Origin of the sequence: Enterobacter cloacae complex sp. IR5458 (assembly GCF_049238025.1) — a bacterium.
GTDB classification, from domain to species: Bacteria; Pseudomonadota; Gammaproteobacteria; order Enterobacterales; family Enterobacteriaceae; genus Enterobacter; species Enterobacter kobei.
Genome location: NZ_JBMKIF010000015.1, coordinates 72,052 through 93,812 on the forward strand (window position 1 = coordinate 72,052; position 21,761 = coordinate 93,812).

The 21,761-nt window shown below is 55.6% G+C and carries 16 protein-coding genes; 11 read left to right on the plus strand and 5 right to left on the minus strand.

Features of this window, described 5'->3' with window-relative positions; translation table 11 throughout:
* Positions 1 to 34: 34 nt before the first annotated feature.
* The gene (gene adhP, locus ACOTYN_RS13930; protein WP_023330465.1) at positions 35 to 1,045 is read left to right on the plus strand and encodes an alcohol dehydrogenase AdhP; all 1,011 of its coding nucleotides are present in this window, start codon (positions 35 to 37) and stop codon (positions 1,043 to 1,045) included.
* A 40-nt stretch (positions 1,046 to 1,085) separates the two neighbouring features.
* Here the strand turns inward: adhP and araJ are convergent, their stop codons facing one another.
* Positions 1,086 to 2,261: an MFS transporter AraJ gene (gene araJ / locus ACOTYN_RS13935; protein ID WP_045133992.1), complete on the minus strand. Its 1,176-nt coding sequence runs from the start codon at positions 2,259 to 2,261 to the stop codon at positions 1,086 to 1,088.
* 166 nt (positions 2,262 to 2,427) lie between these two features.
* On the opposite strand from araJ, the gene ppk2 reads away from it, so the two are divergent.
* Positions 2,428 to 3,246, plus strand: coding sequence for a polyphosphate kinase 2 (gene ppk2, locus ACOTYN_RS13940; protein WP_332957934.1), 819 nt, complete (start codon positions 2,428 to 2,430; stop codon positions 3,244 to 3,246).
* 60 nt (positions 3,247 to 3,306) lie between these two features.
* On the opposite strand, the gene fdnI is transcribed toward ppk2, so the two are convergent.
* From fdnI to fdnG, 3 genes are read right to left on the minus strand one after another with little or no spacing between them, the layout of a single operon-like run.
* On the minus strand, positions 3,307 to 3,963 hold the full coding sequence (gene fdnI / locus ACOTYN_RS13945) for a formate dehydrogenase-N subunit gamma (protein ID WP_014883910.1): 657 nt from the start codon (positions 3,961 to 3,963) through the stop codon (positions 3,307 to 3,309).
* Positions 3,956 to 4,840, minus strand: a complete 885-nt coding sequence (gene fdxH, locus ACOTYN_RS13950) for a formate dehydrogenase subunit beta (protein ID WP_023338350.1) — start codon at positions 4,838 to 4,840, stop codon at positions 3,956 to 3,958. Before fdxH ends, fdnI begins: the two co-directional genes overlap by 8 nt.
* Before the next feature lie 11 nt (positions 4,841 to 4,851).
* Positions 4,852 to 7,899 (minus strand): formate dehydrogenase-N subunit alpha, encoded by a 3,048-nt coding sequence (fdnG, locus tag ACOTYN_RS13955; RefSeq protein WP_100246819.1) that lies wholly within the window; start codon positions 7,897 to 7,899, stop codon positions 4,852 to 4,854.
* 221 nt (positions 7,900 to 8,120) lie between these two features.
* Here fdnG and yddG point away from each other — a divergent pair, with 221 nt between their 5' ends.
* The 3 genes from yddG to ACOTYN_RS13970 all read left to right on the plus strand — a co-directional run bounded on the left by yddG (position 8,121) and on the right by ACOTYN_RS13970 (position 11,189).
* The gene (yddG, locus tag ACOTYN_RS13960; RefSeq protein WP_071922209.1) at positions 8,121 to 8,999 is read left to right on the plus strand and encodes an aromatic amino acid DMT transporter YddG; all 879 of its coding nucleotides are present in this window, start codon (positions 8,121 to 8,123) and stop codon (positions 8,997 to 8,999) included.
* Between the two features lie 589 nt (positions 9,000 to 9,588).
* Positions 9,589 to 10,671 (plus strand): porin OmpC, encoded by a 1,083-nt coding sequence (gene ompC, locus ACOTYN_RS13965; protein WP_014883915.1) that lies wholly within the window; start codon positions 9,589 to 9,591, stop codon positions 10,669 to 10,671.
* A 77-nt stretch (positions 10,672 to 10,748) separates the two neighbouring features.
* Positions 10,749 to 11,189 carry a GFA family protein gene (locus ACOTYN_RS13970; RefSeq protein ID WP_014883916.1) on the plus strand — a complete coding sequence of 147 codons (441 nt, stop codon included), beginning with the start codon at positions 10,749 to 10,751 and terminating at the stop codon, positions 11,187 to 11,189.
* Between the two features lie 34 nt (positions 11,190 to 11,223).
* On the opposite strand, the gene ACOTYN_RS13975 is transcribed toward ACOTYN_RS13970, so the two are convergent.
* Positions 11,224 to 12,711, minus strand: a complete 1,488-nt coding sequence (locus ACOTYN_RS13975) for an MFS transporter (RefSeq protein WP_071922208.1) — start codon at positions 12,709 to 12,711, stop codon at positions 11,224 to 11,226.
* 116 nt (positions 12,712 to 12,827) lie between these two features.
* Between ACOTYN_RS13975 and ACOTYN_RS13980 the strand changes: the two genes are divergently transcribed.
* The 6 genes from ACOTYN_RS13980 (at position 12,828) to narI (ending at position 21,720) form a co-directional block, all read left to right on the plus strand.
* Positions 12,828 to 13,403, plus strand: coding sequence for a TetR family transcriptional regulator (locus ACOTYN_RS13980; RefSeq protein ID WP_014883918.1), 576 nt, complete (start codon positions 12,828 to 12,830; stop codon positions 13,401 to 13,403).
* 210 nt (positions 13,404 to 13,613) lie between these two features.
* The gene (locus tag ACOTYN_RS13985) at positions 13,614 to 14,993 is read left to right on the plus strand and encodes a NarK family nitrate/nitrite MFS transporter (RefSeq protein ID WP_071922207.1); all 1,380 of its coding nucleotides are present in this window, start codon (positions 13,614 to 13,616) and stop codon (positions 14,991 to 14,993) included.
* A 73-nt stretch (positions 14,994 to 15,066) separates the two neighbouring features.
* Entirely contained in the window at positions 15,067 to 18,807 is a 3,741-nt protein-coding gene (locus tag ACOTYN_RS13990; protein ID WP_014883920.1) for a nitrate reductase subunit alpha, read from the plus strand.
* Positions 18,804 to 20,348, plus strand: coding sequence for a nitrate reductase subunit beta (gene narH / locus ACOTYN_RS13995; RefSeq protein WP_032636429.1), 1,545 nt, complete (start codon positions 18,804 to 18,806; stop codon positions 20,346 to 20,348). Before ACOTYN_RS13990 ends, narH begins: the two co-directional genes overlap by 4 nt.
* Positions 20,348 to 21,043, plus strand: coding sequence for a nitrate reductase molybdenum cofactor assembly chaperone (gene narW, locus ACOTYN_RS14000; RefSeq protein WP_071922204.1), 696 nt, complete (start codon positions 20,348 to 20,350; stop codon positions 21,041 to 21,043). Before narH ends, narW begins: the two co-directional genes overlap by 1 nt.
* Positions 21,040 to 21,720: a respiratory nitrate reductase subunit gamma gene (gene narI / locus ACOTYN_RS14005; protein WP_014883923.1), complete on the plus strand. Its 681-nt coding sequence runs from the start codon at positions 21,040 to 21,042 to the stop codon at positions 21,718 to 21,720. The genes narW and narI overlap by 4 nt, the downstream gene beginning before the upstream one ends.
* Positions 21,721 to 21,761 lie beyond the last annotated feature (41 nt).

Sequence of the window (21,761 nt, forward strand, 5' to 3'; positions counted from 1 at the left end):
TATGCAGATACTCATCATGAACAAGGAGATACACATGAAGGCTGCTGTTGTTACTCAGGATCATCAGGTTAACGTTACCGAAAAAACCTTGCGCCCGCTCAAGCACGGGGAAGCCCTGCTGAAGATGGAATGCTGTGGCGTATGCCATACCGATCTTCACGTAAAGAACGGTGACTTTGGCGATAAAACCGGGGTGATCCTGGGCCATGAAGGGATTGGCATCGTCAAAGAAATCGGCCCTGGCGTGACGTCGCTGAAGGTCGGCGATCGCGCAAGCGTAGCCTGGTTCTTTGAGGGCTGTGGTCACTGTGAATACTGTAATACCGGCAACGAAACCCTGTGCCGCGATGTAAAAAATGCCGGTTACTCCGTTGATGGCGGCATGGCGGAAGAGTGCATCGTCACCGCCGACTACGCGGTAAAAGTACCGGATGGCCTGGATTCTGCTGCCGCCAGCAGCATCACCTGCGCAGGTGTCACCACTTACAAAGCGGTGAAGATCTCAGGTATTAAACCGGGCCAGTGGATTGCCATTTATGGTCTGGGTGGACTGGGCAACCTTGCGCTGCAGTATGCTAAAAACGTCTTTAACGCCAAAGTCATCGCGCTGGATGTTAATGACGAACAGCTGAAGCTTGCCGCCAGCATGGGTGCGGATTTGACCATCAACTCCCGCAGTGAAGATGCCGCTAAAATTGTGCAGGAAAAAACCGGCGGCGCACATGCTGCTGTCGTCACTGCCGTCGCAAAAGCGGCCTTCAACTCCGCGGTGGATGCCGTGCGCGCCGGTGGTCGCGTGGTCGCGGTTGGTCTGCCACCGGAAGCGATGAGCCTGGATATTCCGCGCCTGGTGCTGGACGGCATTCAGGTGGTGGGTTCACTGGTTGGTACCCGTCAGGATCTGCAGGAAGCGTTCCAGTTTGCGGCGGAAGGTAAAGTGGTACCGAAGGTGACAATGCGTCCAATCGAAGATATCAACGCCATCTTCAAAGAGATGGAACAGGGTCAGATCCGTGGCCGTATGGTGATTGATTTACGCTCATAAGCGCTCATCATTTATCACCGCTCCCGAAAGGGAGCGGTTTTCATACAGCCGTACGAGCCTTAACGTGTGACTGTCTTGTCCGCAGATATCCGTACAACAGCAATGCGCTCATGGCCGAGAACGAGAGTATCGCCGCTGGTAGCGTGACGTAACGCCAGCTAAAGCCAAGGGTAATCATCATCCCGCCAAAGTACGCGCCAATCGCACTGCCGAGATTAAATGCCATCTGTCCCCCTGCCGCCCCCAGCATCTCACCGCCCTTCGCATTTTGCAGAAGCAGGATTTGCAGCGGCGCAGAGAGCGCAAACAGCCCGGCACAGCAGATAAAGCCCATGACCAGCGAGGCCGTTTTCTGTTCGCCAGTGGCAAAAAGCAGCAGCAGTGAGGCGACAATCACCATATCGGTGGTGGCGGCAATGCGCAGCGGGCTAAAGCGACCAGAGAGTTTACCGCTTAACAGATTGCCCAACACCATCCCAAGACCCATCAGCATCATGATGGCGGTCATCACCCCTTCCGAAAAACCAGAGACGTTAACCATAAAGGGCTTAACGAAGCTGAACCACGCAAACACACCGGCGTTACCAAACATAGTGGCGGCAAAAATCAGCCACGGTTCTGGTCTTTTCAGAAACTGGAACTGCTCGGTCAATTTGATTTCTGATCTGTCATGGAGGTGTGGCACCCAAAGGATAACCGACAGGATCACCAGCGCATCGAACACGGCAATCAGGAAAAAGGTATAGCGCCAGCTAAATGCGTGCCCCAGCCAGGTACCCAGCGGGACACCGACCAGGTTAGCCACGGTCATACCGGCGATCATCCCGGCCACGGCAACCGTTACCTTTCCCGGTGGTGCTATTTTAGAGAGGATAATCGCCCCGACGCCAAAAATGGCCCCGTGCGGAAAACCAGAAATTAAACGCCCCAGCGCCAGCCAGAAATAGGACGTGGAGAAAGTAAACAGAGCATTGCCGACAGCGCACATTGCCACCAGGAACAACAGCGTGGTTTTTAACGAGAACTTGCCCGAAAAGAGCGCCACAATCGGGGCACCAATCACCACGCCGAAAGCATAAAACGAAATCATATTCCCGGCCGAGGGAATAGAAATGCCGGTGTCGTGCGCCAGTTCGGTGAGCACACCCATAATGCCAAATTCAGCCATCCCCAGGCCAAACGTGCCAAGCGCCAACGAAAAAATTGTCTTTTTCATACCACGACCACAGGTTAAAAACTCGCGACGGGCATTATTGAACAAACTTGTATGGTGAGCCAGTTCAAATCAGCTGGCTGACACGTTAATCCATTAATTCAGGTGGATTACACTTCATAGTGCGGCCTCGCTTTTTCCCGCGCCGGACAACCTGAGGATGACAATCATGGGAAGCAAGAAGAAAACCAGTGTCGCTGTTGATGTCGAAAAAAATGCACCGCTGAAAACCAAAGAGTACGAAAAAGAGCTTCGCCGTCTCCACGTTGAACTGGTGAAGCTCCAGCAGTGGGTCGTCGCCAAAGGATTAAAAGTGTGTATCGTTTTTGAAGGGCGCGATGGCGCCGGTAAAGGCGGCACCATAAAAGCGATCACCGAGCGCGTCAGCCCGCGCGTTTTCCGCGTTGTTGCCCTTCCCGCCCCCACCGAGAAAGAGAAAACCCAGCTCTATTTTCAGCGTTATGTTCCCCATCTGCCCGCTGCCGGGGAGATCGTGATATTCGACCGAAGCTGGTACAACCGCGCGGGCGTCGAGCGGGTCATGGGGTTCTGCACGCCGGAACAGGTGGAGAAGTTTCTCGACGGTACGCCGGTGATGGAAAAAGCGATGGTTGATGACGGGATTATTCTGCTGAAGTACTGGCTTGAGGTGACACCCAAAGAGCAGGAACGCCGTTTACGTGACCGTATTAACGACGGTCGTAAAATATGGAAGCTCTCACCGATGGATATTAAATCGTTTAACCTGTGGGATGAATATACCGTAGCGCGCGATGCCATGTTTGCGGCAACCGATACCGCCTGGGCACCGTGGTATGTGGCCCGTTCGGAAGATAAGAAACGCGTGCGGCTGAATATTATTTCGCATCTCCTGACGCAGATCCCGTATAAAGAAATTCACGTTGAAAAGGTGGAATTACCGAAACGTAAAATTGGCAAAGTGAAACCGACGAAATACCCGTTCCGTTATGTGGAAGAGCGGTTCTGATATCATTCTTGTAGGCCCGCGCAAGCGCAGCGCCGCCGGGCAAAGCCGACGGCGCAGGTCTTACTTCATCCCTTCCGTACTTTCCTGTTTCGCTTCCAGTCGTTCCACATCGCGATACCAGCGCGGGTGATGTTTCTGCGCCCAGCGACGACTCACCTTCCCTTCAATCATCCCTTTAATCGACCCCTTCACCCAGAACGCCATATACATATGGATCAAAATGGCATGGATCAGAATAATGGCTGAGGTGGCGTGGATCAGCAGCGCGTAGCGCACCACCTGAATCGGGAAATACGAGGCAAAATACGGACGCCAGATAATGACGCCCGTCACCAGCAGCACAAAAATCATGCTCATGATGGTCCAGAACATCATCTTTTGTCCGGCATTATATTTGCCTACTTTCGCCACTTTATGCTCGTTGCCCTTCAGCACTTCGACAATTCCTTTTAGCCACGGAATGTCCTGCTTATCCGGGATATTGTGATGGACGAAGCGCACGAACATAAACATCAGCACCACGAAAATCAGCACGCCGAAGAACGGGTGCAGAATGCGTCCCATCTGCGGGGTGCCGAAAGTTTCCGTCAGCCACTGGAGCGTAGGGAAGAAAAACGAGATGCCGGAGACCGCCACCAGGAAGAAGCAAATGACCACCGTCCAGTGACAGGCGCGGTCGACAAACTTCGTGCGCACGATCATTTTCGACTTACTCATGATGCTCCTCCTCGTCGTCATCCACCTCTTTATTTGGCCCGATACCAATGTAGTGATAAATCAGCCCGGCAAAGGTGGCGATAAAGCCCGCTGCAGAGAGCGGTTTGAGCGCCCCTTTCCACAGGTTGATTGAGGTGTCGATCGCCGGATCTTTCGGCAGATTGTGATACAGCTCCGGCTGGTCGTTATGGTGCAGCACGTACATAACGTGCGTACCGCCCACGCCCTGCGGGTTATAAACACCCGCCTTGTCGTAGCCGCGCGCTTTGAGTTTGTCCACCCGCGCCTGCGCCACATCAAGCATCTCTTTCTTGGTGCCGAAGTGAATCGCCCCGGTCGGACAGGTTTTCACACAGGCAGGCTCCTGCCCGACGCTCACGCGGTCCACGCACAGAGTGCATTTATAGACCCGGTTATCCTCTTTATTGAGGCGCGGAATATTAAACGGACAGCCCGCGATGCAGTACCCACAGCCGATGCAGTTGTCCTGCTGGAAGTCGACGATCCCATTGGCATACTGAATAATCGCCCCCGCGGACGGGCACGCCTTCAGACAGCCCGGATCCTCACAGTGCATGCAGCCGTCTTTACGGATTAACCACTCCAGCTTGCCGTTCTGCTCGGTCTCGCTAAAGCGCATCACCGTCCAGGATTTGGCGCTCAGATCCGCCGGATTATCGTAGACCCCGACGCAGTGCCCCACCTCGTCGCGGATATCATTCCACTCCGAACAGGCCACCTGGCAGGCTTTACAGCCCACGCAGGAAGAGACATCGATAAGCTTAGCGACTTCTGCCTTATAGTCCCGCGCACGAGGCGCGGGGGTAATCGGGTTGGTCGCGGAGCGTTTAATAATGTCTTGTGTTTCCATCGCCATTTAATCGCTCCTTACGCTTTCTCGATGTTGACCAGAAACGCTTTGTACTCCGGCGTTTGCGAGTTGGAATCGCCAACGTTTGGCGTCAGGGTATTGGCGATGTAGCCTTTCTGCGCCACCCCTTCAAAGCCCCAGTGCAGCGGAATACCGACCGTCTCCACCTGCTGACCATGAACGTTCAGGCTCTGCAGACGACGGGTCACCACCGCCACCGCGCGGATAAAGCCACGCTTGCTGCTCACCTTCACGCGGTCACCGTTGGCAATCCCCTTCGCTTTCGCCAGCGTTTCGCTTATCTCCACAAACTGTTCCGGCTGGGCGATGGCGTTAAGCCGCGCGTGCTTGGTCCAGGTGTGGAAATGCTCGGTCAGGCGATAGGTTGTACCCACATACGGGAATTTGTCCTTTTTGCCTAAGCGCAATACGTCGTCTTCATAGATCCGCACCACCGGGCTGGAGACCACGTTCGGGTGCAGCGGGTTAGTGCCGAGCGGCGTTTCCATCGGCTCGTAGTGTTCCGGGAATGGCCCTTCTGCCAGCTTGTTGAGCGCAAACAGGCGACCCAGCCCTTCCGGCTGCATGATAAACGGCCCGGTGTTGCTGCCCGGCGCGGCGGTGTTGTAGTCCGGGATATCATTCCCTGCCCACTTCGAGCCGTTCCACTGGATCAGCATGCGTTTTGGATCCCACGGCTTGCCGTTCACGTCGGCGGAGGCGCGGTTATACAGCACGCGGCGGTTCAGCGGCCACGCCCAGGCCCAGCCCAGCGTATTGCCCAGCCCGGACGGGTCGGCGTTATCGCGGTTCGCCATCTGGTTACCCTGCTCCGTCCAGCTGCCGGTGTAGATCCAGCAGGAAGATGCCGTGGTACCGTCATCACGCAACAGCGCGAAGCTGTTCAGCAGCTGGCCTTTTTTCGCCACCAGGCTGCCGTTGGCATCATAAATATCCGCCAGCGCAACGCCGTTGTTCTCTTTCGCCACTTCTTCTGACTCTGGACGATCCGGCTGCTTATAGTTCCAGCGCATTTTCAGCAGCGGCTCAGCGCCTTTACCGCCCTCGGTGCGATACATTTCGCGCAGACGATGGTAAATCCCGGCCAGGATCTCACCGTCATTCCGCGCTTCACCCGGCGCCTCCTGGCCTTTCCAGTGCCACTGCAGCCAGCGACCGGAGTTGGCAATGGAGCCATCCTCTTCCGCAAAGCAGGTGGACGGCAGGCGGAACACCTCGGTCTGAATCGACGCCGGATCGACATCGTTCGCTTCACCGTGGTTCTGCCAGAAGGTCGAGGTTTCGGTCACCAGCGGGTCGATGACGACCATGTACTTCAGCTTGCTCAGGCTGCGAACCACTTTGTTCTTGTCCGGGAAGGACGCTACCGGGTTAAAGCCCTGGCAGATATACCCCGTGACATTCCCCTTATCCATCATATTGAAATACTTAATGACGTCGTACGCCTGGTCCCACTTCGGCAGCCACTCGAAGCCCCAGTCGTTCTCTTTCTGCGCCGCGTCGCCGTAGAAGGATTTCATCAGGCTGACGTAGAACTTCGGATAGTTGCTCCAGTAGTTCACCTGATCCGGCAGCGTCGCTTTTGGCGTGTTGGCCTCAAGATACGTTTGCAGATTTGCCTGCTTTTCCGACGGCAGCGTCAGGTAACCCGGCAGGCTGGTGGAGAGCAGGCCGAGGTCGGTGAGTCCCTGAATATTGGAGTGACCGCGCAGCGCATTTACGCCGCCCCCTGCCATCCCCATGTTGCCGAGCAGCAGCTGGATCATCGCCATGGTGCGGATGTTCTGCGCACCCACGGTGTGCTGCGTCCAGCCCAGCGCATACAGGAAGGTCGTTGTTCTGTCTGCCGCGCTGGTGGAGGCCAGCACTTCGCACACTTTCAGGAAGTCCGCTTTCGGCGTACCGCAGATGTTCTCCACCACGTCCGGCGTATAGCGGGAAACATGCTGCTTCAGCAGGTTCCACACGCAGCGCGGGTGCGTCAGTGTTTCATCGCGCATCGCATAGCCGTTTTCGTCGAACTGATAGTTCCACGAGGACTTGTCATACTGGCGTTTTTCCGCGTCATAGCCGCTGAACAGCCCGTCGTCGAAGGCAAAGTCATCCCGCACCAGCAGGTTTGCGTTGGTGTAGTGCTTAACGTATTCCGCGTTAATTTTGTTGTTTTCGATCAGGTACAGCAGTACGCCGGACAGGAACGTAATGTCCGTGCCGGAGCGGATCGGCGCATAGATATCGGCCACCGAAGCCGTGCGCGTAAAGCGCGGATCGACGACGATCAGCGTCGCATCGTTGTTGTTTTTCGCTTCCATCGCCCAGCGGAATCCCACTGGATGGGCTTCAGCGGCGTTACCGCCCATTACCACCACGACGTTAGCGTTTTTGATATCAACCCAGTGGTTGGTCATCGCACCGCGACCAAATGTTGGAGCAAGACTTGCTACCGTTGGTCCGTGTCAGACGCGCGCCTGGTTATCAACCGCCAGCATGCCGAGAGAGCGCACAAATTTTTGCGTCAGCATGCCGGTTTCATTACTGGCCGCAGAGGCACATAACATACCGGTGGAAAGCCAGCGGTTGACCGTCACCCCCTCTGCATTCTTTTCAACAAAGTTGGCGTCGCGGTCGGCTTTCATCAATTTTGCAATACGGGAGAAGGCCTCATCCCAGGAAATACGCTGCCATTTGTCCGAACCTGGCGCACGGTATTCCGGATAACGCAGGCGGTTTTCGCTGTGAACGTAGTCCAGCAGACCCGCGCCTTTCGGGCATAACGCCCCGCGGCTCACCGGATGATCCGGGTCCCCTTCAATATGATAAATCGCTTCTCTGGCGTTCTTCGCGCCATCACCCAGGCTGTACATCAAAAGCCCACAACCCACGGAGCAGTATGTGCAGGTGTTACGGATCTCTTTCGCGCGCAGCAGTTTATAGTTGCGTGCCTGAGCCAGCGCCATTTTAGGAGCGAATCCCAGCATAGCGGCTGTTGTTCCGGCCATACCGCCCGCGCAGATTTTAAAAAATTGTCTGCGGCTGACGTCCATTGTTGTCCTCGTGTTCAAATAAGACTTCGCGCCGCAAACTAACAGCAAAACCCCTTTTTTTTTTGCGTCAAATCAAGGTCGCGTGACTTCGCCCTCTTAATGGTCACCGCTCGCGCCTTCAAATAATCCTTTAGGGTTAAACACATGCGAGAATAATTCGCAACAGCGTCAGGATTAATGCTATATCTTTTTCCTTTGATTTTTTTAGCGATGAAGACGTAATGGACAGAAAGAGAGCAACGCTTATCGGGCTGGCAGCGATTCTGTTGTGGAGCACAATGGTGGGCTTGATTCGTAGCGTGAGTGAGGGGCTGGGGCCCGTCGGCGGTGCGGCGATGATATACACCCTCAGCGGATTATTGTGTCTGGTAACGGTGGGATTTCCTGATATTAAACGCTTTTCACCCAGGTATCTTATTGCCGGCAGCGTACTGTTTGTCAGTTACGAAATTTGCCTTGCCCTGTCGTTAGGCTATGCCGCCACGCGAGCGCAGGCCATTGAAGTGGGAATGGTCAATTATCTCTGGCCGAGCCTGACGATCGTCTTTGCTATTTTGTTCAACGGACAAAAATCAACGCTGTGGGTTATCCCCGGCTTAATCCTTGCACTACTCGGTGTATGTTGGGTACTAGGGGGTGATCAAGGATTACACCCTGATGAAATAATGCGCAATATCGTATCGAATCCACTCAGCTATACGTTGGCTTTTGCCGGGGCATTTATCTGGGCCGCCTACTGCACGGTAACCCGTAAATTTGCTAACGGGCAAAACGGCATTACCCTGTTTGTTTTGCTGACGGCACTGAGCCTGTGGGTGAAATATGCGCTGAGCGATCAGCCGGAAATGGTCTTCACTGTTCCGGTTGTCGTGAAACTCGTTATGTGTGGTGTGGCGCTAGGGTTAGGTTATGCCGCCTGGAATGTTGGCATTCTGCACGGTAACGTCACGGTGCTGGCCGCCGTATCCTATTTTACTCCCGTACTCTCTGCCGCGCTTGCCGCCGTGCTGCTGAGTTCCCCCCTCTCTTTCTCGTTCTGGCAAGGCGCGCTGATGGTCTGCGTCGGGTCATTGCTTTGCTGGTACGCCACCAAAAAATAATTCCGGGTCAGCTGTCGGGTAATATTCATCCCGACAGCAAAAAATTAACATAAATTTAATATTTGGGCGCGCGTTTAACTTCTGTTTATATTACCTTCTTTTCGTAAATTTGCGTCTCTTAATATTGACACAAACTGACACCGCTATGTGATTAATTGCCGTCAAATACTCACAATATTAATAGCACAAAGTGCAATAGTATGTTTCTGTGTGTTTCTGTCTAAGCAACGGAATTTCCGTGCAATTAAGGGCGCAAGGCCGCCCTTTTCGGGTAAATACACTCTGTCACCCCAACCAAAAGAACGGCATTACCGATAATTAACATATTTTATAACAACCTAATGAAACTATATTGACGGAAATAAACCCCACCCAAAATTGATTAAATACTCATCATTTCAGGCTATTTTTAGGCCATTTATCCGATCTCGATCACACTAAATGAAATTATTATTAATATTTTGAAACTTATTATTGAAAGAGTACTACAAGATTTTTAAAAATAACGTGCCATTGACGAGCGGCCTCGTTTAAAACTCGTTCAAAGTGGCTCAGGAAATACCTAAGAAAATTATAAGGAATATTTAAGATGAAACTTAAATTAGTTGCAGTGGCAGTGACTTCCATGTTGGCAGCAGGCGTTGTAAACGCGGCTGAAGTTTATAACAAAGACGGTAACAAGCTGGATCTGTACGGTAAAGTAACAGGTCTGCACTATTTCTCTGATGACGCTGGCAACGACGGCGACAAAACTTACGTTCGTCTGGGCTTCAAAGGTGAAACTCAGATCAACGATCAGCTGACCGGTTACGGCCAGTGGGAATATGAGTTCAAAGGCAACCGTTCTGAATCCCAGGGCACTGACGGCAGCAAAACGCGTCTGGCCTTCGCAGGTCTGAAATTCAACGAATTCGGTTCTTTCGACTACGGTCGTAACTACGGTGTTGCTTACGACATCGGCGCATGGACTGACGTTCTGCCAGAGTTCGGTGGTGATACCTGGACGCAGACTGATGGCTTTATGACTGGCCGTACGACTGGCGTTGCAACCTACCGTAACACCGACTTCTTCGGTCTGGTTGACGGTCTGAACTTCGCTGCTCAGTACCAGGGTAAAAACGATGACCGTAACATCACCGAAGCGAACGGTGACGGCTGGGGTCTGTCTTCTACCTATGAAATGGACGGCTTCGCTGTTGGTGCCACCTACGCGAAATCTGACCGTACTGACCGTCAGGTTGCTGCAGGTCGCGTAGCCAATACCGTTAACGCTGGCGGTGAAAACGCTGAAGTTTGGGCTGCTGGTCTGAAATACGATGCGAACAACATCTACCTGGCAACCACCTACTCTGAAACCCGCAACATGACCAACTTCGGTGACGGTTATATCGCGAACAGAGCTCAGAACTTCGAAGTTGTTGCTCAGTATCAGTTCGACTTCGGTCTGCGTCCATCCATCGCTTACCTGAAATCCAAAGGTAAAGATCTGGGTTCATACGGCGACCAGGATCTGGTTGAATACGTTGACGTTGGCGCGAGCTACTACTTCAACAAAAACATGTCTACCTATGTTGATTACAAAATCAACCTGGTTGACGACAACAGCTTCACCAAAGCAACTGGCGTTGCTACCGACAACATCGTTGCTGTCGGCCTGACCTACCAGTTCTAAGATTTGTCACGCTAAAAAGCCAGCCCATGTGGCTGGCTTTTTTTATACGGATTTCTGGCGTCAAAAAGGAGAACGCCATGCACCTGTTCAAAGGACGCTGCTTATGCGGAATGAGTCAGTTCAGCGTGAGCCTCAACCATTTTGATGTATATGCCTGTCACTGTACGCAATGCCAGAAGTGGTCAGGCGGCATTGCCATGTATCTTGAGACGCAGGGCGAGCCGCTTGTGGAGCAAGATTCCATTGCTCCGTCTCATTTCGCCTCATCCGCACGCGGAGAACGCTGGTTTTGTCCAGGCTGCGGCTGCCCGCTGTGGTTCAAACTGACCGCAACGGCGCGCTATTTTATTCCCTGGACGCTGCTTGAGATGAGCGAAGATGAACGACGCCGGCTGGTACTTGCAGCAGAAATCTATACTGAAACCCAACCCGCGTTTTTTGGCCTGACCGGGCAATACGCACGCTACAGCGGTTCGGAAATTGAAGCACGAGATGAACACTGCCTGCTAACGCCGTAAACTGCTGCCCGGCCAGCCTGCGCACCAGGCTTGTTTACTGCTTTGGCACCTTCGCCAGGCTAAACCACATTCCTGCCGCCAGCAGCAACAGCATGCCCCCCGCACTCCCCAGCGCCACGCTGTGGGAGGTAATAAACGCACTTTTCGCCGCCTCCGTCACCGAAACCGCCAGTGCTGGCGTGAGATCCTGCACCACCTTCATCGCCTCGCCGATGGATGACGAGGCTTTGTCGACGAGAGACGCATTCAGCCCCTGCGGCAAATCAATCGACGCAGAGAAACTGCGGGTCAGCAGCAGACCAAAGATAGCGATCCCAAGCCCGGCCCCCAGTTCATAAGACATGGTTTCAATCGCCCCGGCAGCGGCGGCCTTTTCTTTCGGCGCGGCGGCCATGATTGCAGAGGTCGAGGCCAGCAGCGCGCTGGCGGCGCTGAAGCCCAACAGCACCATCAGGCTCCACGCCTGCCACTGCTGCGTGCTGAAATCGAGCATCGAGAGGCCAATGAAACTGACCGCGCTGAGCCCCATGCCACCCGCAGCGACAATGCGTAGCCCCAGACGCCCCACCAGCACTCCGGCGATCGGCCCGCTAAACCCGCTCGCCACCATGACCGGAAGCATAAACATGCCGGCTTCGAATGGCGTAAAGCCGTGAACGAATTGCAATTCCTGCGCCATCAGCAGCTCAAAGCCCACCAGCGCGATCATCGCCGTCATTGCCATCACCACACCGCTGAGAATGATGCGGTGACAAAACAGGCGCATGTCGATCATTGGCACGCGGGCGCGCAGTTGAATACGCACGAAAATCAACAGCATCACAGCCCCGGTAAGTAACGTACAGGCTACCAGCCACGGCGACAGCACGCCTTTCAACGCGGTTTTGGCGCTGTAGACCAGCAGCAGGATCGCAACAATTAGCATGATGGCATGGCTGATATTCAGCGGCTGCTCAGGACGCCCCTGTTGACGGGGTACAAAACGCGCGGCCAGCGACACCACCACCAGCACGATCGGGACGTTGATCAAAAACACCGCTCCCCAGTAGAAATGCTCAAGCAGGATACCGCCAATCAGCGGACCAAATGCCGCCCCACCTGAACCCACGGCCGCCCAGACGCCAAGCGCGATATTACGATCCCGCGCGTCGGTAAACAGCGTGCGGATCCCGGCCAGCGTGGCCGGAATGATCATTGCCGCACCGATTGCCAGCGAGGCGCGCGCCGCAATCAGCCACCCGGCTGACGGCGCAAAGGCTGCCGCCAGGGACGACACCCCAAACAGCATGCTGCCGATCATTAACAATCGTTTAAACCCCATGCGGTCACCGAGTGCGCCCATCGGCAGCACCATACCCGCCATCACCAGCGAGTAGATGTCGATAATCCACAGTAATTCGTTACCGCTGGCGCCCAGCGTCATGCTCAATGTCGGCGCCGCCACGTGCAGCACCGTCGCGTCGATCGCGACCGGGATATAAACCAGCACGATAATCACTAACGCTAACCACTGACGAAACATAAATTTCCTTTTCATTTTAAACATGGACACATGTCCAGGATGCGATCCTACGTAAAGTTGAACGAGTGTCCAGCTTTTTGTTACACTCGTTTCATTCCCATTGAGAGTGAGTAAACATGCGATATCTGAGCAAGGATGAACGGCGGGAAGCAATCTTACAGGCCGCCATGCGCGTGGCGCTCGCCGAGGGGCTGGCGGCGATGACGGTGCGGCGCATTGCGACTGAAGCGGGCGTCGCTACCGGGCAGGTTCATCACCACTTTGCCTCCGGCGGTGAGTTGAAATCGCTGGCATTCGTTCGCCTGATCCGCGAACTATTAGATGCCGACGTAGCGGATGAACGTGCCACCTGGCGGGAACGGTTGCACAGCATGCTCGGCAGCGACGACGGTAAGTTTGAGCCTTATATCCGACTGTGGCGGGAAGCGCAAATTCTCGCCAGCCGGGATCCCGAGATCAAAGCGGCTTATGTCCTGACCATGGAGATGTGGCATCACGAGACGGTGGTTATTATCCGTGCCGGGGCGGAAGCAAGGGCATTCACACTCACCGATCGGGCGGAAAATATTGCCTGGCGTTTGATAGGGCTGGTTTGCGGCCTGGATGGGATCACCGTATTAAATATGCCGGAAATGGACGATGCGGCGCTAAATAAACATCTCGACAAACTTATCACGCTGGAATTGTTTTAATACTCCTTCCGGAGTATTAATTCCCGCAACACTTACAATTGGTAACATATTAAGCGCTCCGCAATTTCCATTCTCACCTCAGTGGCGCGCTTTTTTATCTATCCTTTCAGATGTATCCCAAAACATCCAATAAATCCAACAGTAAATTCTCACTCATCTTTTTGTTTTTACTTCTTTTTTTCTTTCCATTAAGGTAAGCAAGAGGGCGCTATGTCGCAACAAAGTGAAAAGAATAATCCGCATCTGTTGAGTAACTGGAAACCTGAAAACGCGCAATTCTGGGAGAATAAAGGAAAACATATCGCACGAAGAAATCTATGGATTTCTGTGGCTTGCCTGCTATTAGCGTTTTGCGTCTGGATGTTATTTAGCGCCATCGCCGTCAACCTGAATAAAGTCGGATTTAATTTCACCACCGATCAGCTTTTTATGCTAACAGCATTACCTTCTCTCTCCGGTGCGATATTGCGCGTCCCCTACTCGTTTATGGTACCGATATTCGGTGGGCGTTACTGGACGGTATTGAGTACCGTCATCCTGATTATCCCCTGCGTGTGGCTGGGAATTGCCATTCAAAACCCCGCGACGCCGTACTGGATCTTTATCATCATCGCCCTGCTCTGCGGTTTTGCTGGCGCTAACTTCGCATCTAGCATGGGCAACATCAGCTTTTTCTTCCCGAAATCCAGACAGGGCAGCGCGCTGGGCATCAACGGCGGGCTGGGCAACCTGGGCGTCAGCGTGATGCAGCTGGTTGCGCCGCTGGTCATTTTCCTCCCGATGTTCACCTTCCTCGGCGTGCACGGCGTGCCACAGGAGGATGGCTCGACGATGTGGCTGGCAAACGCGGCCTGGATCTGGGCCCCCCTCCTGCTGCTGGCAACCATTGCGGCGTTTTTTGGCATGAACGATATTGCCAGCTCAAAGGCCTCCATCGCCAGCCAGCTTCCGGTCCTGAAACGCTTTCACCTCTGGCTGCTAAGCCTGCTCTATCTGGCGACCTTCGGCTCGTTTATCGGTTTCTCGGCGGGCTTTGCCATGCTGTCGAAAACCCAGTTTCCGGACGTGAACATCCTGCACCTCGCCTTCTTTGGCCCCCTGATCGGCGCGCTGGCCCGCTCGGCGGGCGGGATGATCTCCGACAAACTGGGCGGCGTGCGGGTGACGCTGATCAACTTCGTCTTTATGGCGATTTTTAGCGCCCTGATTTTCCTGACGCTTCCGGGCTCAGGTTCAGGCAGTTTCTTCGCCTTCTATCTGGTGTTTATGGGGCTGTTCCTCACTGCCGGGCTGGGCAGCGGTTCCACCTTCCAGATGATTGCGATTATTTTCCGCCAAATCACCCTCGACCGCGTCAAAAAGCAGGGCGGCACGGACGAGCAGGCGCAGCATGAAGCGGTGACCGAAACAGCGGCCGCGCTGGGCTTTATCTCTGCCATCGGCGCCGTGGGCGGCTTCTTCATTCCCAAAGCGTTTGGCACCTCGCTGGCGATGACCGGATCGCCGGTCGGGGCCATGAAAGTGTTCCTCGTGTTTTACATCGTCTGTGTCCTTGTCACCTGGCTGGTGTACGGCCGCAAATCGTCATAAAAATAATAACGACCTCTTTGCCGGAGCGGGATGCCCCCCCCTCCGGCCATGCTATCGAAGCAGGAGAAATGTCATGAGCAAACTGTTGGACCGCTTTCGTTACTTCAAAACCAAAGGCGACAGTTTCGCCGATGGGCACGGGCAGGTGTATCACACCAACCGCGACTGGGAGGACAGCTATCGTCAGCGCTGGCAGTTCGACAAGATTGTGCGCTCCACCCACGGCGTGAACTGTACCGGCTCCTGTAGCTGGAAGATTTATGTCAAAAATGGCCTGGTGACCTGGGAAACCCAGCAAACCGACTATCCACGCACCCGCCCTGACCTGCCCAACCACGAACCGCGCGGCTGCCCGCGTGGCGCAAGCTATTCCTGGTATCTCTACAGCGCCAACCGTCTCAAATACCCGCTGGTGCGCCGCAGGTTAATTGAACTCTGGCGAGAAGCGCTGGCGCAGCATACCGATCCGGTGCTGGCCTGGGATGCCATTCAGAACGATCCGCAGAAAGCGCAGAGCTACAGGAAAGCGCGCGGAAAAGGCGGTTTTATCCGCTCAAACTGGAAAGAACTGAACCAGCTGATTGCCGCCGCCAACGTCTGGACCATCAAAAATTATGGCCCCGATCGCGTCGCCGGTTTTTCCCCTATCCCGGCGATGTCGATGGTCTCTTACGCCGCCGGGACCCGCTATCTCTCGCTGCTGGGCGGCACCTGCCTGAGCTTTTACGACTGGTACTGCGATCTGCCTCCGGCCTCCCCAATGACCTGGGGTGAGCAGACCGATGTGCCGGAATCAGCAGACTGGTATAACTCCAGCTACATCATTGCCTGGGGCTCGAACGTGCCGCAGACGCGTACCCCGGACGCCCACTTTTTCACTGAGGTGCGCTACAAAGGCACCAAAACCGTCGCCATTACGCCGGACTTCTCGGAAGTCGCGAAGCTGAGCGACCAGTGGCTGGCGCCTAAACAGGGCACCGACAGCGCCCTCGCCATGGCAATGGGCCATGTGATCCTTAAAGAGTTCCACCTCGATAACCCGAGCGACTACTTCCTCAACTACTGCCGCCGCTACACCGACATGCCGATGCTGGTCCTGCTGGACGAACAGGCCGATGGTCGCGTCGTACCGGGGCGGATGCTGCGGGCCTCAGACCTTGTCGACGGGCTGGGTGAAGCCAATAATCCTGAATGGAAAACGGTCGCCTTTGATATTGCCGGGAACCTGGTGGTGCCAAACGGTTCCATCGGCTTCCGCTGGGGAGAAAAAGGCAAATGGAACCTGGAGCCCCGGGCGGCAGGCCATGAAAGCGAGCTGACCCTCTCCCTGCTGATTACGCACGATAGCGTCGCAGATGTCGCCTTCCCCTACTTTGGCGGTAATGAGAACCCGCATTTTCGCAGCGTGAAGCAGGAGCCGGTGCTGACGCGCCGCGTACCGAGCAAAACCCTGACGCTCGCCGACGGTCGCGAGAAACGGGTGGTCAGCGTTTACGATCTGGTGCTGGCGAACTACGGCCTCGATCGTGGTCTGCAGGACAGTAACGCCGCAGACAGCTATGACCAGATCAAAGCCTACACTCCCGCCTGGGGAGAGCAGATCACCGGCGTACCCGCGTATCTGATTGAAAAAATCGCCCGCGAGTTTGCCGACACGGCGCACAAAACGCACGGGCGGTCGATGATTATCCTCGGTGCCGGGGTGAATCACTGGTACCACATGGACATGAACTACCGCGGGATGATCAACATGCTGGTCTTCTGCGGCTGCGTCGGGCAGAGCGGTGGCGGCTGGTCGCACTATGTGGGCCAGGAGAAACTGCGTCCGCAAACCGGCTGGCTGCCGCTGGCCTTTGCGCTGGACTGGAACCGCCCGCCACGTCAGATGAACAGCACGTCATTCTTTTACAACCACGCCAGCCAGTGGCGCTATGAGAAGCTGACTGCGCAGGAGCTCCTCTCCCCGCTGGCGGATGCCACCCAATTCACCGGGCACCTGATCGACTTCAACGTTCGCGCCGAGCGCATGGGCTGGTTGCCCTCGGCGCCGCAGCTCAACCTGAACCCGTTGCACATTAAGGCACGTGCCGATGCGGCGGGCATGACGCCGCAGGACTACACCGTTCAGGGGCTAAAATCGGGTGACGTTCGCTTCGCCTGCGAGCAACCCGATAACGGCAAGAACCACCCGCGTAACCTGTTTGTCTGGCGCTCTAACCTGCTTGGCTCGTCCGGGAAAGGTCACGAGTACATGCTGAAATACCTGCTCGGCACCGAGAGCGGCATTCAGGGTGAAGATTTGGGTTCCACAGACGACGTGAAGCCTGAAGAGGTCGAATGGCAAACTGCTGCCATCGAGGGCAAGCTCGATCTGCTGGTGACGCTCGACTTCCGCATGTCCAGCACCTGTCTGTTCTCCGATATCGTCCTGCCGACTGCCACCTGGTACGAAAAAGACGATATGAATACCTCGGACATGCACCCGTTTATTCACCCGCTCTCCGCCGCCGTCGATCCGGCGTGGGAATCGCGCAGCGACTGGGAGATCTACAAAGGCATCGCCAGGGTCTTCTCCGAGGTGTGCGTCGGTCACCTGGGCAACGAAACCGACGTGGTTCTGCAACCGTTGCAGCACGACTCTCCGGCGGAACTCTCTCAGCCGTTTGATATCCAGGACTGGCGCAAAGGTGAATGCGATTTGATCCCCGGCAAAACCGCGCCAAACATTGCGGTCGTTGAGCGAAACTACCCGGAAACTTACGAGCGCTTTACGTCTCTTGGCCCTCTGATGGACAAGCTCGGTAACGGCGGAAAAGGCATATCGTGGAATACTCAGAACGAGGTCGATTTCCTCGGCAAGCTCAATTACGTCAAGCCCGACGGCCCGGCAAAAGGTCGTCCGCGGATTGAAACCGCCATTGACGCTTCAGAGGTGATCCTCGCCCTCGCGCCGGAAACCAACGGTCAGGTGGCGGTTAAGGCCTGGCAAGCGCTTGGGGAGTTGACCGGACGTGACCACACGCATCTGGCGCTGAACAAAGAAGACGAGAAAATTCGCTTCCGCGACATCCAGGCGCAGCCGCGCAAAATCATCTCCAGCCCAACCTGGTCCGGTCTTGAGAGCGAGCATGTCTCCTATAACGCGGGTTATACCAACGTTCATGAGCTAATCCCCTGGCGCACCCTTTCCGGTCGTCAGCAGCTGTACCAGGATCACCCGTGGATGCGTGCTTTCGGGGAGAGTCTGGTGGCCTACCGTCCGCCGATTGATACCCGTAGCGTGAGCCATATGCGCGAGATCCCGCCGAACGGCTTCCCGGAAAAAGCGCTTAACTTCCTGACGCCGCATCAGAAATGGGGCATTCATTCCACCTACAGCGAAAACCTCCTGATGCAGACCCTGTCGCGCGGCGGGCCGATTGTCTGGATAAGCGAAACCGACGCGCGTGAGCTGGGAATTGAGGACAACGACTGGATCGAAGCCTTTAACGCTAACGGCGCCCTCACCGCCCGCGCGGTAGTCAGCCAGCGCGTGCCGCCGGGCATGACCATGATGTACCACGCTCAGGAGCGCATTCTGAACATTCCGGGCTCTGAAGTGACCGGCCGGCGCGGGGGGATCCACAACTCCGTCACCCGCGTCTGCCCGAAACCGACGCACATGATCGGCGGCTATGCGCAGCTGGCGTACAGCTTTAACTATTACGGCACCGTCGGCTCGAACCGCGACGAATTCATCATGATCCGCAAAATGAAAAACATTAACTGGCTGGATGGCGAAGGTCGGGATCAGGTACAGGAGACGAAAAAATGAAAATACGCTCACAGGTTGGCATGGTTCTGAATCTCGATAAATGCATCGGCTGCCACACCTGCTCGGTCACCTGTAAGAACGTCTGGACCGGGCGTGAAGGCATGGAATATGCGTGGTTCAACAACGTCGAAACCAAGCCGGGCATTGGCTATCCAAAAAACTGGGAAGACCAGGATGAGTGGCAAGGCGGCTGGATCCGCGGGATCCACGGCAAACTGACCCCGCGTCTCGGCGGCAAAATGGGCGTTCTGTCGAAAATTTTCGCTAACCCTGTTCTGCCGCAAATTGACGATTACTATGAACCCTTCACCTTTGATTATCAGGACCTGCATCGCGCCCCGGAGGGGGATCATCTCCCTACCGCTCGCCCTCGCTCGCTGATTGACGGCAAGCGGATGGATAAAATCGTCTGGGGGCCTAACTGGGAGGAGCTGCTGGGCGGTGAGTTCGAAAAGCGCGCCCGCGACCGCAACTTTCAGAAGATCCAGAAGGAGATGTACGGCCAGTTTGAAAATACCTTCATGATGTACCTGCCGCGCCTGTGCGAGCACTGTCTGAACCCGAGCTGCGTCGCCACCTGCCCGAGCGGCGCCATCTACAAGCGCGAAGAGGACGGCATTGTGCTGATCGATCAGGACAAATGCCGCGGCTGGCGTCTGTGTATCAGCGGTTGTCCGTACAAGAAAATCTACTTCAACTGGAAGAGCGGTAAATCCGAGAAATGCATCTTCTGCTACCCGCGCATTGAGTCCGGCCAGCCGACCGTTTGCTCAGAAACCTGCGTCGGGCGTATTCGCTATCTCGGCGTGCTGCTGTACGACGCGGACCGCATTGAAGAAGCGGCCAGCACCGAGCACGAAACCGATCTGTACGAACGTCAGTGCGACGTGTTCTTGAACCCGCACGATCCGGCGGTCATCGAAGAAGCGCTGAAACAGGGCATTCCGGCGAACGTCATTGAGGCAGCGCAAAAATCGCCTGTTTATAAAATGGCGATGGACTGGAAGCTGGCTCTGCCGCTGCACCCGGAATACCGCACCCTGCCGATGGTCTGGTACGTGCCACCGCTGTCACCGATTCAGTCCTACGCGGATGCCGGCGGCCTGCCGCAGAGTGATGGCGTACTGCCTGCTGTCGAAAGCCTGCGCATCCCGGTGCAGTATCTGGCAAATATGCTTAGCGCAGGTGACCCAGGCCCGGTGCTGCGTGCTCTGAAACGTATGATGGCGATGCGCCACTACAAACGCTCCCAGACCGTGGAAGGCGTGACCGATACTCGCGCCATCGAAGAAGTCGGCCTGACCGAAGCGCAGGTTGAGGAGATGTACCGCTATCTGGCTATTGCGAATTACGAAGATCGCTTCGTGATCCCCACCAGCCACCGTGAAATGGCGCGCGACGCGTTCCCGGAGAAAAACGGCTGCGGCTTCACCTTTGGTGACGGTTGCCACGGCTCCGACACCAAATTCAACCTCTTCAACAGCAGCCGCATCGATGCCATCAACATTACCGAGGTGCGCGAACATGGGGAGGGAGAATAATGCAGATCCTCAAGATCGTCGCGCTGCTGATTGAGTATCCCGATGACACGCTGTGGGAGAACCTTGATGAAGCGCTCTCGTTGATTGCGCAGGACGCGCCCATGCTGCTGCCGTTTGCCCGACAGCACCTGAGCGCCCCGCTGCTGGATAAACAGGCCGAGTGGTGTGAAGTGTTCGAACGCGGGCGCGCGACCTCGCTGCTGCTGTTCGAGCACGTTCACGCCGAATCCCGCGATCGCGGCCAGGCGATGGTTGACCTGATGAGTCAGTATGAAAAAGCGGGCCTGGTGCTGGACTGCCGTGAACTACCGGATTACCTGCCGCTCTATCTGGAATATCTCAGCATCGTAACCGACGACGAAGCGCGTGAGGGATTGCAGAACGTCGCGCCAATCCTCGCCCTGGTTGGCGGTCGTCTGAAACAGCGCGGCGTGGCGCATTATCAGCTGTTTGACGCCCTGCTCGCCCTGGCCGGAAGCCGCCTTTCAAGTGACAGTGTCACTCAACAGGTGTCAGGCGAGAAACGCGACGACACCCGTCAGGCGTTGGATGCCGTGTGGGAAGAGGAACAGGTGAAGTTTATCGAAGACAACGCCACATCGTGCGACAGCTCGCCGATGCAGCACTATCAACGACGCTTTAGCCAGGACGTCGCGCCGCAGTACGTGGACGTCAGTGCCGGAGGCCCAAAATGACACATTACCTGAACGTGTTTTTCTATGACATTTACCCCTACATCTGCGCCACCGTTTTTTTCCTCGGCAGCTGGCTGCGTTACGACTACGGGCAGTACACCTGGCGCGCCTCGTCGAGCCAGATGCTCAGCAAACGCGGTATGAACTGGGCTTCTAACCTGTTTCACATCGGGATCCTGGGGATTTTCTTCGGCCACCTGTTCGGCATGTTAACCCCGCACTGGATGTATGCCTGGTTTTTGCCCGTCGCGGTTAAACAGCAGTTGGCTATGATTGCGGGCGGGATTTGCGGCGTGCTGACACTCATCGGTGGGTCAATGCTGCTGATCCGCCGCCTGTTCAACCAGCGCGTGCGTGCAACGTCCACTACGCCGGATATCATCATCATGAGTATCCTGCTGATCCAGTGCATTCTTGGGCTGTCGACCATTCCGTTCTCCGCTCAGTATCCGGACGGAAGCGAGATGATGAAGCTGGTCGGCTGGGCACAGGGGATCGTGACGTTTAAGGGCGGCTCGTCGGAGATGTTAAGCGGCGTCGCACCGATCTTCCGCGTACATCTGGTGCTGGGGATGACGATCTTCCTTATCTTCCCGTTCACCCGCCTGGTCCACGTCTGGAGCGCGCCGTTTGAGTATTTTACCCGGCGGTATCAGGTGGTGAGATCGCGCCGCTGAGTGTGTCGGGTGGCGGCTACGCCTTACCCGACCTACGTTCG